The organism is Magnetospirillum aberrantis SpK (genome assembly GCF_011022235.1).
Taxonomy (GTDB): domain Bacteria; phylum Pseudomonadota; class Alphaproteobacteria; order Rhodospirillales; family Magnetospirillaceae; genus Magnetospirillum; species Magnetospirillum aberrantis.
The window spans coordinates 1-11,979 of the sequence record NZ_JAAIYP010000041.1 but is presented as its reverse complement, the minus strand read 5'-3'; the positions used below and the strand labels follow the sequence as shown (position 1 = coordinate 11,979).

Genomic DNA, 11,979 nt, shown 5'->3' with positions numbered 1-11,979 from the left:
TACTGCCGGATAGGATTCCCACTTATGCGAAAGACTCAGTCTCTGGCATGTGCCCAACTCATGCGGAAAAGGCTAAAATTTTAAGTATTTGCAAGGAGATGCGGTCAACCCATCAGTTTACGCGGGCGTTGTTGGCCGCGACCACCCCGCCATAGAGGCGCATGATCGCCTCGACCGTGCCGGCGGCGTCCAGTTCGGAGGCCGCCAGATTCTTGGTCAAAAGGGCGCCGATGTCGCTGAACACCGCCTCGTCCGCGTCGCCGGCGAAGGCGATGGGAAAGGCCGAGAACACCGTCCGTGCCGCTTCAAGCGCGGCCGCATGGCGACCATCGCTCAACACCCGCCACGCCTCGAACAGCATGATGACCGCCAACCCCATGTTGTTGCGGTCCAGACGCCGCCGCAGGCCGTCGCGGACCTGGAACGCCAGATCGCGGGGCCGGCGGGCGATTTCCGTCGCCAGATAGGGATGGTTTCCTGCCGGCCAGCGGTTTTCCAGACGCACCAGTTCCTCGAACCCGAAACCACCGTTGACGCCATGGGCGAACAAGGTGATGGCCAATGCGTCGGCGATCAGCGGCGGATGGCCGTCGGCGGCGGCGACGACGCCGTCCAGGATCGCCTCGACCTCGGCCTGTTCGTCGCGGGCCAGGGACAACAGGCCCGGCAGGTCACCGACCAGACGTTCGGCGTCGAAGGTCAAAAGCGCGTGCAACAGGCTGAGGTCGGCGGCGGCCGGCAGGTCGAGCCCGGCGGCGGCGGCCACGTCGTGCCAGGAATTTTCCAGGTCGCGGGCCAGCATTTCCTCGGAACTGGGCCGGGCCGGCGGCTTGACCGGCACCTTGCGCTTCACCGTTTCATTGGTGCTGCCCAGGCTGAAGCTGACCCCCAGCACCGACAGCGTGCGCTTGCGCGTCACCGGCACCTCGACCACCTGGTAATCGGCGCCGCCAGCGCGGGCGGCCGCCAGCTTGGCCCCCGCCCCCGCCGCCTTGCGCGCCAGCCGTTCCAGCCGGCCGGTCACCAACTGCCAGATGTCGGCCCGCGCCCCGACCACCGCGACCGCCGCCTCGACCCCCGGCTGACGCTGATGCAGCATGAGCAGCGGTTCGCGCCACAACGGCAACAAGACGTCGCGGAAGAACGTCCGGGCGGCGCCGGCGAAAGCTTCGGCGTGCAGGATGAACGGCTGTTCGTGCACATAGGTCGGCGACGGAAACCGTCGGGCCGGCACCTTGAACAGGGCCACCCGATGGGTCAGCGACCCGGCCAGATCGTCAAGCACCGCCGCCATGAAAGCGTCGAAGGAATCGGCGGGCGGCGGCGGCGTCTCCGGCCGCGGCTCCAGGCTGATTTCCGGCAGATCGTCATCGGAAGCCGGCAGATCGACGGCACGGCGCGCCAACGGGTGCGGTTCCTCGCCGCTGACCCGTTGCCAGGCCAGGGCCACCTCGGGGCGCTTAGCGATGATCATGGCGATCACTTCCTGCGCCAGTTCGCGCTGGGCCACCCACGACCGCCCGGCCAACCCGTCGGCGAAAGCGTTCTGGACCGCGTCGCGGAACTGGGCATCGCCACGGCGCCGCAACAGCGAGGCGATGATTCCGGCCATGAACTGAATCAACTGCGTCTGGTCCTGCTGCTGCTCCAGCTTGGTGCACAGGTCTTCGTACAATTGCGTCTGATCGGGCGCGAGGTCCATGGCTCAGCCCCCCTGTCCGGGAGGAACCGGCACCACCGAGATGGAATTCTTGGGCGACCCCTCGATGATGCGGTCGGAATAGACCAGATAGACCAGCACGTTGCGTTTGGAATCGAGGAACCGCACCACCTGTATGCTCTTGAACAACAGCGAGGTGTCCTTCTTGAACACCTCCTCGCCATCCTTGAACTTCGCCTTGTAGCGGATCGGCGCCACCTGACGGCAGGCGATGGAAGCGTCGGAGGTGTCCTCGGCGATGCCCAGCCCCCCCGAAATGCCACCCCGCTTGGCCCGCGACAGGTAACAGGTGACCCCGTCCACCTTGGGATCGTCGAATGCCTCGACCACGATCTTGTCGTTGGGGCCAAGCATCTTGAACACGGTGGAAACGCTGCCGATTTCCTCGGCCAGGGCAGAGGCGCCCGCCAGCATAAGGCCAAGCGCCAGAACCGTCGAAAAAATAGAGCGCGACATGAATGTTCCCCGAACCAGCGAAGCGTTTTTTGAAACGTTCGTTCCCACGAAAGTAGTCACAATTTTATCTGTTTTTTGCACAACGTCCTTGCCCGCTATACTATAGGACAGGGAAAACCTGCGGCAAAGTGGGGTTTGCCCCACCTATACGGTGAGCATGGGCTTTCGTTTCCCTGAAGGCGGAAATCTGCTAGAACGCCGCCACGGGTTTCCCCTGAGAAATGTAAGGAGTGCCATGTCCGTCCTGGTTCCGGTGTCGTGGGGCGAAGTGATCGACAAGATCACCATCCTGGAGATCAAGGCCGAACGTCTGACCGACGGGGCCAAGCTGGCCAATGTCACCAAGGAATTGGACGAGCTGGTATTGGTGCGCGAACGCGAGTTCCCCAACCACGCCGAACTGGCCCGCCTGTCGGGCGAGCTCAAGGCCATCAATGAAAAGCTGTGGGTGGTCGAGGACGACATCCGCGACTGTGAACGGGCCAAGGATTTCGGCGCCAAGTTCATCGAACTGGCCCGCGCCGTCTATTTCACCAACGACGAACGGGCGGCGGTCAAGCGCAAGGTCAACGACCTTCTGGGGTCGGCGCTGGTCGAGGAAAAGTCCTACGCGCCCTACGCCTGAGCCGGGACATCCAGGGTGCGCGCCCATCGCCTGATCGACCCCGCCTTCCTTCGGCTGCTTTCCTTGCGGCGGCGGCCGGGCAAGCCTTCGGGCGTGCTGTTGCTGAGCGCCGGCGGGTTGGGCGACACCGTCCTGTTTTCGCTGGTGCTGCCACGGCTGGTGGAACTGGCCCATGTCGGCGAACAGGTCACCGTGCTGTTGCGGGCCGACGGCGCACGCATGAGCTTCCTGTTCCCGCCGGAAGTCCAGGTGCTGAAAGTGGATTTCGGCCGCCTGCGCGACCTCGACTACCGCTTCGAGATCGCGCGTAGGATTTACGACGCCCATTACCGGCTGGTGGTGCACACCGACTTCCTGCGCCATCCCGACCTGGACGAGTTTCTGGTGGCCGCCGCCCACGCGCCCGAAAGCGCCGCCATGGAACCCCGGCCCTGGCCCAAGCATCAGCGCCGCCTGAACGCCAACCGCCGCCTGTACGACCGGCTGTTCGATTCGGGACCGGCCGTGGCCGACAAGGTGACACGGTTCTCGCGCTTCGCCGATTTCCTGACCGGAGAGATCCAGGCGCCGCCCTTGGTGCTGTTGCCGCCCTCGGCACGCCCGCCGGCCCAGGTGTTGCCCGCCCCCACCGTGCTGTTCCAGCCGTTCTCGGCGGTGAAACAGAAGCAAAGCCCGCCGGAACTGTGGGCCATGATCGCCCGCTCGCTGCCCCAAGGCTGGCAGGTGCGGCTGGCCGGCCATCCGTCCGACCTCGACAGAAATCCCGAATACCGTGCACTCCTCGACCTGCCCAACGTGACGTTCGAGGGCGCGCCCTTCGCCGAACTGGCCGGCATCATCCAAGGCTGCCGGCTGGTGGTCAGCGTCGACACCGCCTGCATGCATCTGGCGGTGGTTCTGGGCGCTCCCACCTTGTGCCTGGCCTCCAGCGCCTATGTGGGCGAGATCGTGCCCTACGCCCCCGAGGTGACGCCCGCCAACGCCCACTTCGTCCGCCATGACATGGATTGCCGCGGCTGCCTGGGCGATTGCCGCCTGCCGTCCGAACGCGGCATGTATCCCTGCGTCGCGGCGCTGGATTCCGACGCCATCCTGGCCCAGGTGGCCGACATCGTCGCCCGAGGAATATGACGATGGAACTGCGCGACATCCTGGCGCCCACCGGCATGCGCCGCCGCTGGTGGCTGTTTCGGCCCATCGACGCGTTGGTGGCGCTGTGGCCGGTGCGCGGAAAGCGCAAGGGCGTGGTGGTGGTACGCATGGACGGCATCGGCGACATGGTGATGTTCCGCCGCGCGCTCGACCATTACCCGGCGGCGTTCGGCGTGGACAGGTCCGAGATCACCGTCCTGGGCTGCAATTCCTGGCGCGGGCTGGGGCCGGAGGTGTTCGACGGCTTCAATCTGGTGACCATCGACGAGCACGCCTATGAAAAGAAATGGCTCTATCGCCTGAAGATCAGCCTGTGGCTGCGCCGCCGGAACTTCAAGGTGGCGGTATGCGACATGTTCATGCGCAAGGTGATGACCGCCGATACCCTGGTCTGGCATTCACGCGCGGAAGAGCGCGTCGTCTGTCTGCCGTTCATCACCGAACGGACGCGGGCGGAATACGGCTGGTACTTGCGGCGCGCTACCCGGGTGATCGACACCGGCCCCTATCCCACCCATGAAAGCCTGCGCCACTTCACCTTCCTGTCCGCGCTGACCGGGCGCGAACTTCCGCCCGAGGTGCCGGCCATTCCCTGGCGCGATCAGGCGCCCAAATTGCCGGACGGCGCGCCCTATGTGGTGATGAACTTCGGCAGCAACGAACCGGGGCGGCGGTGGCCGTTCGACAATTTCCTGGCGGTGGCCCGCCATTGCCTGGACGCCGGCCTGCGAGTGGTGTTCGTCGGCGCCGGCCAGGAAGCCTTCGCCAAACCGCGCATCGCCGAACTGAACGACGCCAACGCCATCGACACCATCGGCGCCTTGAAACTGGGCGAACTGGTGGACGTCTTGAAACACGCGGCCTGTGTGCTGACCAACGACACCGGGCCGGGCCATCTCGCCCTGGGAGTGGGAGCGCCGACCGTGCTGCTGGCCGGTGGCGGCCATTTCGGCAGCTTCGTGCCCTATCCGCCGAAAACCCGGCCGCCGGGCAGCGCTTTCCTCAACCATCCCATGGAGTGCTATCACTGTCTGTGGGTATGCCCGAAACGCGCCAGCCGCGCCGACGCCTTTCCCTGCGTTGCCGAAATCAGCGTGAATCAGGCTTGGGAAGCGGTCCGGCGAATCGTCGGGAAGTAATTCCCCCGCCTGTTCGTCAGCTCGCCGGCATGGCCTCTTCGCGGGCGGCGCGGCTGACCAGTTCGCCCATGCATTGGCGGTCATCGACCGGCTGTTGGCTGCGCACCGCCACATGGGCCACCGTCTGGCGCCCGCCATCGTCGTACAGGAACAGGTCCAGCGTGCACACGCGGCCCCGGTACTGCCAGATTTCCGCAGGGGCATCGCGGCGGGTGAACATGGGCTTGCCCAGCACGGCGCGAACCTGGGTCGGCGACAGTCCCTTCAGACGGTCTGGATCGGCCTCGCCCGCGTTCAGGACTTGGCCGTCACCCTTGTCTTCGGAAGCGGCCGCGTCGGAGCCGCCGGACGTGGTCGCATGCGCGTTCGCTCCCTGGCGCGGAGCACCGCCGCAGGCCACAAGAAGGGCCAACGGCGCAAGGGCGACGAGATGAACGAAGCGCATGTGGTGAAATCCCGGGGGCGAGGAATTTCGCCAACTATAGCAGGTCTTTCGGGCTCCGCAACGACTGCGACAGGTGCAGCATGAAAGCGGTGGCGACCACCGGCGCCACCAGATTGACCAGGGGAATGGAGAACATCACCGCGATCACCGCGCCGGCCGCCCACAGCCGCCCGAGATGGTTGCGAAACGACAGCTTCACCATCGCCGGTTCAAGCCGCCGTGTCGCCACCAGTTCGAAATATTCCCGCCCCAGCAGATAGCCGTTGATGGCGATCGCCAGGACCACGGTGAAACCAGTGAACAACAGCACCGCATAGACCGGCAACGCCGCAAGGTTGACCACCACCGTCAGCGCCAGGAAGCGCAAGGTGCCGCCCACCAGCTCGGTCCAGGGTTGTGGCCGCGGCGGCGTCAAAGCGGGGTAATGGCGGGTTTCGACAGCCTGGGCGACGTCGTCCAGCCACACCCCCATGATCGAGGTGACCAACGCCGGAAAGAACAACAGCGGCACCACCAGCGCCGCCAGCGCCAGCACCACCCCGGCGCCGGTGTCGGCCCAATCGGCGTCGAACAGCCGCATCTGGGGCAGCACCACCCACACCAGCGCCACCAGGGCGGCATAGCAGGCAAGCGCGCCAAGCACGGAAAGCCGCACCACACGGCGCAGCGTGGGATCGGACAATTGGCCGAAGGCCTTGACGAGAGCGGAGATCATGGCACCATTGAACCATGCCCGGCGCCACCCCGCCAAGGGGCCAAACGCCGCTTTTCGCGTGACGATCCGGTGACGTCTGGCGTTTTTTATTGTTCCCGACGCGGCGGTGGTTATACTGCGCCGCCAAATGGCCGCCCGCTGCCCGAAACGGGGAACCAGCCGCCGGTCGCCTCGCGCGAGATCAAAGAGAAGATAAATATGGTGGATACCCGGTATCACGTCGCCGGCATCGGCAACGCGATCGTGGACGTGCTGGTGCATGCCGACGACGCCTTGTTGCAACGCCTGGGCCTGGCCAAGGGGGTGATGACCCTGGTCGACGCCGCCGAGGCGGAGCGGCTTTACGAACAGATTCCCCCCGGCATCGAATGCTCGGGCGGCTCGGCCGCCAACACCATCGTCGGCATCGCCTCGCTGGGCGGCAAGGCCGCCTATATGGGCAAGGTCAAGGACGACCAGTTGGGACAGGTGTTCGCCCACGACATCAAGAAATCGGGCGTCGATTTCCCGACCCAGGCGGCGGTGGGCGGTCCCAGCACCGCGCGCTGTCTGGTGCTGGTCACCCCCGACGCCCAGCGCACCATGCTGACCTATCTGGGCGCGTGCATCGAGCTGACCCCCGACGACGTGGACGAGGCGGTGGTCGCCGCGTCCGAGGTCACCTATCTCGAAGGCTACCTCTACGACCCGCCGCTGGCCAAGCGCGCCTTCCTGAAGGCCGCCGACATGGCCCACAAGGCCGGTCGTCTGGTGTCGCTGTCGCTGTCCGATCCGTTCTGCGTCGATCGTCACCGTGACGCCTTCCTCGATCTGGTCAGCGGCCATGTGGACATCTTGTTCGCCAACGAGGCCGAGATCACCTCGCTTTACAAGACCGACGACTTCGACGCGGCGGTACGCGCGGTGCGCGGCCATGCCCGCGTCACCGCCATCACCCGCGGCGCCAAGGGTTCGGTGGTGGTCACCGAGGACGACGTCCACGTCGTCGGCGCCCAGTCGGGCGTCAAGGTGGTCGACACCACCGGCGCCGGCGACCTTTACGCCGCCGGTTTCCTTTACGGCTTCACCCACGGCCGCGACCTGTCCACCTGTGCCGTGCTGGGCGGCCTCGCCGCCGGCGAGGTGATCTCGCATATCGGCGCCCGCCCCGACCGGCCCCTGGCCGATCTGGCGGCCGAGGTTCTCGGCCCGCTTTACTCCGCTTCGCCCCTCAAGACCGCGTAACGAAAGTCCCATGGAACTCAGAAACATCGCCATCATCGCCCACGTCGACCATGGCAAGACCACCCTGGTCGACGCCATGCTGCGGCAATCCGGCACCTTCCGCGAAAATCAGCAGGTCGCTGAGCGCGTGATGGATTCCAACGATCTGGAAAAGGAACGCGGCATCACCATCCTGGCCAAGTGTACCTCGGTCGAATGGAAGGGCATGCGCATCAACATCGTCGATACCCCCGGTCACGCCGATTTCGGCGGCGAGGTGGAACGCATCCTGTCCATGGTGGACGGCGTGGTGGTACTGGTGGACGCGGCCGAAGGCCCCATGCCCCAGACCAAGTTCGTCACCGGCAAGGCGCTGGGCCTGGGCCTGAAGCCCATCGTGGTCATCAACAAGGTGGACCGCGGCGACGCCCGCCCGCACGAGGTGCACGACGAATGCTTCGACCTGTTCGCGGCGCTTGACGCCGACGACGAGCAGTTGGACTTCCCGACCATGTTCGCGGTGGGCCGCGACGGCTGGGCCGACGATTCGCTGGAAGGCCCGCGCAAGGACCTTTCGGCGCTGTTCGACCTGATCGTGCGCCACGTGCCGCCGCCGACCCGCGACCTGGACAAGCCCTTTTCCATGCTGGCAACCACGCTCGAGGCCGACCCCTATCTGGGCCGCATCCTGACGGGCCGCATCCACACCGGCGTGGTCAAGACCAACATGGCGGTCAAGGGCCTGGACCGCGAAGGCAATTTGATCGAGAACTTCCGCGCCGCCAAGATCCTGGCGTTCCGCGGCATCGAGCGCGTGCCGGTGGAGCAGGCCGAGGCCGGCGACATCGTCTGCATCTCGGGCATGACCAAGCCGACCGTAGCCGACACCTTGTGCGCGCCGGAAGTCACCGAGCCGCTGAAGGCCCAGCCCATCGACCCGCCGACGCTGGCCATGATCTTCTCGGTCAACGACAGCCCGCTGGCCGGCACCGAAGGCGACAAGGTCACCAGCCGCGTCATCGGCGCCCGTCTGGCCCGCGAGGCCGAATCCAACGTCGCCATCCGCATCACCGAACAGGCCAGCCGCGATGCGTTCGAAGTGGCCGGCCGTGGCGAACTGCAACTGGGCGTGCTGATCGAAACCATGCGCCGTGAAGGCTTCGAGCTTTCGGTGTCGCGTCCGCGCGTGCTGTTCCAGACCGGCGAGGACGGCGAACGGCAAGAGCCGATCGAGGAAGTGTTCGTCGACGTCGACGACGAATTCTCGGGTGTGGTGGTCGAGAAAATGACGCTACGCAAGGCCGAACTGACCGGCATGCGCCCGTCGGGCGGCGGCAAGACCCGCATCACCTTCCTGGCGCCGTCGCGCGGCCTGATCGGCTATCACGGCGAGTTCCTGACCGACACCCGCGGCACCGGCCTGATGAACCGCGTGTTCCACGGCTACGCCCCCTACAAGGGCGCGATCGAGGGCCGGCGCAACGGCGTGCTGATCTCGAACGGCACCGGCGAAGCGGTGGCCTATGCCCTGTGGAACCTGGAAGACCGCGGCCCGATGTTCATCCCCTCGGGCGTCAAGGTCTATGAAGGCATGATCATCGGCGAGCATTCGCGCGGCAACGACCTCGAGGTCAACCCGCTCAAGGCCAAGCAGCTGACCAACATCCGCGCCGCCGGCAAGGACGAGGCGGTGCGCTTGACCACGCCGCGCAAGATGAGCCTGGAACAGGCCATCGCCTACATCCAGGACGACGAACTGGTGGAGGTGACGCCCAAGTCCATCCGCCTGCGCAAGCGTCTTCGCGACCCGAACGAACGCAAGAAGGCCGAGCGCGCCTCCAAGGACGTGTAAGGCCCTCCTCTCGGGATTCACGGAAAAAGGCGCCGCTCAGGCGCCTTTTTCTTTGCCACCACGGGCACCGGGATCACGATAGGCGTGTCTTGGCTTCAGCCAGGGCACATGCTGCCGCTTTCAGATGTGTGATTTCAGCCCCCACGGCCTTGACGGGTGGCGATAGCTTCCACATCGTTCGTGCTCGGCGTGCGGCAATCCGTCGGGCACTGACCAATGGATCGGGACGTGTTCATACGGAAAGGTCGGCGTCGTTCACTTCCTGCCGCGAAGGAATAAATGTGATGCCCAGCCCGAAAGGCATTTCCATCTTTGCATTCATGATTGCCGTTACGACAGGAATGTCCGCCATGGCGCAGGACCTTCGCTGTGGCACCAGCACGATCCGCCTGGTCTGCGATCGCCGGGACGTACAGGACAACACATGCGTCGCCAGTCACGCCGAATTCATTCTGGAAAACGGCCAGACCAAGATCGTCAACACACCGAAAGGGCTTGATGCCAGCCAAATCCCGGTTGAGGTGGATTGCGAGAAGGGTAACGGCGGGGAATACGTTTTCATTATGTTTTCGAACGGAGGTGGTCCTGGGACGGCGATCGATCTGTTCAAGCCGGATGGAACAGCCATCACAAAAAACGGAAAGCTCCTGGATCGGACGGTCAAGGAACTCAACATCACTCCTTACAGCCAACCTAAAACCATTGAATTGCAGTAGCCAACACATACCATTAGCGAGGTTGAGGCCATGTCTGATATCGACTATTCCAAATTCATCGTCGGCAAAAAGGGGGGCGCATACCCGTCGCCGGTGAAATGGTCCCACTACACTGCCCCCGTCGACCAATCCCCCGGTCGTACCGCTGGCAATTCCCGGATTTGGGGTGACGCCTCGGTCGAGACGCAGAAGGCGTCCATCGACGCTATTGTCGCCGCCGCCAAGGCACGGGGCCTGTCGACCCGGGAAACCGCCCACGTCCTGGCAATCGCCCGCGTGGAATCCGGCTTCAATCCCGATGCGGCAGCCGGAACGACATCCGCGTCCGGTTTAGGGCAGTTCATCGACAAGACCGGCAAGCACTACAACCTGACTTCGTCCAATCGTTGGAATGCGAAAGAACAAGCCGAGGCACTTGTCGGCCATTTCGTCGACAACCGGAATCTGGCGGCGAAACGGGGGCTAGGGGAGGAATACATCTACAAATTTCACCACGATGGACCAACAGCGGATTTTGGTGGCCTCAAACTCTCCAAGAAACAGATCCTGCCGCTGATTGGCGGCTATGAAGCCGCGTTGAAGGGCAGTGCTGCATCACAGTCCGCCGACACGCAAGCATCGGCGCCCCAGGCGCAGGGCGCCCGCCAAAAAGAACAAAGCATGAATATCGCGACGCAAGGGGGCAATTACACCATCGGGAAAGGCGACACCTTGTCGAGAATCGCCGCCCGCCACGGTGTGTCGGTGGAGGATCTGGCCAAGGCCAACGACATCCGCGACCCCAACCGCATCCGGGCGGGCCAGACCCTGACCATTCCTGGACAGGAAGCCCCATTTCCTTCGCCGCAGGAGATCGTAGAACGTATGTTGAGCGGCAAGGTCGCCCCGGTGACCGGCACCACCGCCACACCTCTGCCGACCGCGTCCGAATGGCCGCGGGCGGAACCGGGAACTGGAAACGGCCCGATGCCGGAACAGAAGCCGTCCGAACCGTCCGCCGATCCCAAGATGGCGGCCATGGTGGAAATGGCGGGCCAACCGGTGGACAGCCCCGGCAAGGCGGCCCTGCTGAAGCCGGTGGAGACGCTGACCCAATCCGAGATGACCGACATGATCAACTCGGCCCAGGGGGATTATCGCGGCTGGCGCTCTGGCGACCCGTTGAAAGCGCACACCTACGAGAAGGTGCAGGATTGGCATGTCGCCATGTACGGCGACGGGCCGCAGGCCAATGACGGCGGCAAGCCGGTGGACCCCACGCCCATCCGCGCCATCCCGGACCAACCCAGCCCCCATGTCACCCCGCAGGGCGAGGATCTGTGGCAGGCCACCGGCAGGTTGGGCGGCAAGGTGGCCGAAGCCGCCGGAACCGACGGCGCCGACAACGCGGTGAAAAGCCTGCAACGCGGCCTCAACATGTTGAACGACGCCAAGCCGTTGCCCGCCCGCTCGACCGCCTACGCCCCCTACACCAAACTCGCCCCGGTGGCCGAGGACGGCGCCTATGGTCCGCAGACCGACTTCGCCCTGAAGCACGCTACCGCCCGCCTGGGAGCCGGCAAGGTCGAGGAGGCATTCGCGCTTGGCCGCTTCAACACCTTCGCCCGCGAGGCGCAGCGCAGCGGCAATGCCGAAGGTCTGGAGGCCAAGACCCACGCCGCCTTCGGCCCGCTGTTCCGCGACCCTGCCGACACCCAGGCGCCCAAGCTGGAGGGCGGCGCGCTTCAGGAAACCCTCAACACCCTCGGCCCGCGCGGCCAGGGTGATTGGATGCCGCTGAAAGTGGACAACTGGATCGGCCCCAAGACCACCGAAGCCTTCGGCAAGGTTCTGCAACGCGAGGACGCCGACGGCATCACCGCCGCCGTCGGGCGGAGGCTGGGGTTCTTGTGAAATGCTGGGTGCAAAGGTCGCCCCTAAGGCCGGGCGACCTTTGCATTTTATGTGTCACCCGAC

11 protein-coding genes are annotated in these 11,979 nt (G+C 65.1%); 7 read left to right on the top strand and 4 right to left on the bottom strand.

Annotated elements, in window-relative coordinates; all coding sequences use genetic code 11:
- Nucleotides 1–112 precede the first annotated feature (112 nt).
- The gene (locus G4223_RS15475; RefSeq protein WP_163681621.1) at nt 113–1,702 is read right to left on the bottom strand and encodes a hypothetical protein; all 1,590 of its coding nucleotides are present in this window, start codon (nt 1,700–1,702) and stop codon (nt 113–115) included.
- Between the two features lie 3 nt (nt 1,703–1,705).
- A complete protein-coding gene (locus G4223_RS15470; RefSeq protein WP_163681619.1) occupies nt 1,706–2,176 on the bottom strand; it encodes a CreA family protein in 471 nt (156 codons plus the stop codon).
- Between the two features lie 235 nt (nt 2,177–2,411).
- Here G4223_RS15470 and G4223_RS15465 point away from each other — a divergent pair, with 235 nt between their 5' ends.
- From G4223_RS15465 to G4223_RS15455, 3 genes are read left to right on the top strand one after another with little or no spacing between them, the layout of a single operon-like run.
- Nucleotides 2,412–2,801: a DUF6165 family protein gene (locus G4223_RS15465; RefSeq protein WP_163681617.1), complete on the top strand. Its 390-nt coding sequence runs from the start codon at nt 2,412–2,414 to the stop codon at nt 2,799–2,801.
- A gap of 15 nt (nt 2,802–2,816) precedes the next feature.
- Nucleotides 2,817–3,932 carry a glycosyltransferase family 9 protein gene (locus tag G4223_RS15460; RefSeq protein WP_163681615.1) on the top strand — a complete coding sequence of 372 codons (1,116 nt, stop codon included), beginning with the start codon at nt 2,817–2,819 and terminating at the stop codon, nt 3,930–3,932.
- Nucleotides 3,933–3,934: 2 nt separating this feature from the next.
- Nucleotides 3,935–5,092 carry a glycosyltransferase family 9 protein gene (locus G4223_RS15455; RefSeq protein WP_163681614.1) on the top strand — a complete coding sequence of 386 codons (1,158 nt, stop codon included), beginning with the start codon at nt 3,935–3,937 and terminating at the stop codon, nt 5,090–5,092.
- Nucleotides 5,093–5,108: 16 nt separating this feature from the next.
- Here the strand turns inward: G4223_RS15455 and G4223_RS15450 are convergent, their stop codons facing one another.
- Nucleotides 5,109–5,537: a hypothetical protein gene (locus tag G4223_RS15450; RefSeq protein WP_163681612.1), complete on the bottom strand. Its 429-nt coding sequence runs from the start codon at nt 5,535–5,537 to the stop codon at nt 5,109–5,111.
- 34 nt (nt 5,538–5,571) lie between these two features.
- Entirely contained in the window at nt 5,572–6,252 is a 681-nt protein-coding gene (locus G4223_RS15445; protein WP_163681610.1) for an EI24 domain-containing protein, read from the bottom strand.
- Nucleotides 6,253–6,450: 198 nt separating this feature from the next.
- On the opposite strand from G4223_RS15445, the gene G4223_RS15440 reads away from it, so the two are divergent.
- The 4 genes from G4223_RS15440 (at nt 6,451) to G4223_RS15420 (ending at nt 11,916) form a co-directional block, all read left to right on the top strand.
- Nucleotides 6,451–7,476, top strand: coding sequence for an adenosine kinase (locus tag G4223_RS15440; RefSeq protein WP_163681608.1), 1,026 nt, complete (start codon nt 6,451–6,453; stop codon nt 7,474–7,476).
- Between the two features lie 10 nt (nt 7,477–7,486).
- Complete coding sequence (gene typA / locus G4223_RS15435) at nt 7,487–9,307, top strand: translational GTPase TypA (RefSeq protein WP_163681606.1); 1,821 nt, start codon at nt 7,487–7,489, stop codon at nt 9,305–9,307.
- 284 nt (nt 9,308–9,591) lie between these two features.
- A complete protein-coding gene (locus G4223_RS15430) occupies nt 9,592–10,023 on the top strand; it encodes a hypothetical protein (protein ID WP_163681604.1) in 432 nt (143 codons plus the stop codon).
- Between the two features lie 30 nt (nt 10,024–10,053).
- Nucleotides 10,054–11,916, top strand: coding sequence for a LysM peptidoglycan-binding domain-containing protein (locus tag G4223_RS15420; protein ID WP_205762540.1), 1,863 nt, complete (start codon nt 10,054–10,056; stop codon nt 11,914–11,916).
- The last annotated feature ends 63 nt before the right edge of the window (nt 11,917–11,979 follow it).

Coding starts and splice junctions, on each gene's coding strand:
- G4223_RS15450 (WP_163681612.1), bottom strand. CDS start 5,537: ATGCGCTTCGTTCATCTCGTCGCCCTTGCGCCGTTGGCCCTTCTTGTG.
- G4223_RS15465 (WP_163681617.1), top strand. CDS start 2,412: ATGTCCGTCCTGGTTCCGGTGTCGTGGGGCGAAGTGATCGACAAGATC.
- G4223_RS15420 (WP_205762540.1), top strand. CDS start 10,054: ATGTCTGATATCGACTATTCCAAATTCATCGTCGGCAAAAAGGGGGGC.
- G4223_RS15455 (WP_163681614.1), top strand. CDS start 3,935: ATGGAACTGCGCGACATCCTGGCGCCCACCGGCATGCGCCGCCGCTGG.
- G4223_RS15430 (WP_163681604.1), top strand. CDS start 9,592: ATGCCCAGCCCGAAAGGCATTTCCATCTTTGCATTCATGATTGCCGTT.
- G4223_RS15470 (WP_163681619.1), bottom strand. CDS start 2,176: ATGTCGCGCTCTATTTTTTCGACGGTTCTGGCGCTTGGCCTTATGCTG.
- typA (WP_163681606.1), top strand. CDS start 7,487: ATGGAACTCAGAAACATCGCCATCATCGCCCACGTCGACCATGGCAAG.
- G4223_RS15440 (WP_163681608.1), top strand. CDS start 6,451: ATGGTGGATACCCGGTATCACGTCGCCGGCATCGGCAACGCGATCGTG.
- G4223_RS15445 (WP_163681610.1), bottom strand. CDS start 6,252: ATGATCTCCGCTCTCGTCAAGGCCTTCGGCCAATTGTCCGATCCCACG.
- G4223_RS15475 (WP_163681621.1), bottom strand. CDS start 1,702: ATGGACCTCGCGCCCGATCAGACGCAATTGTACGAAGACCTGTGCACC.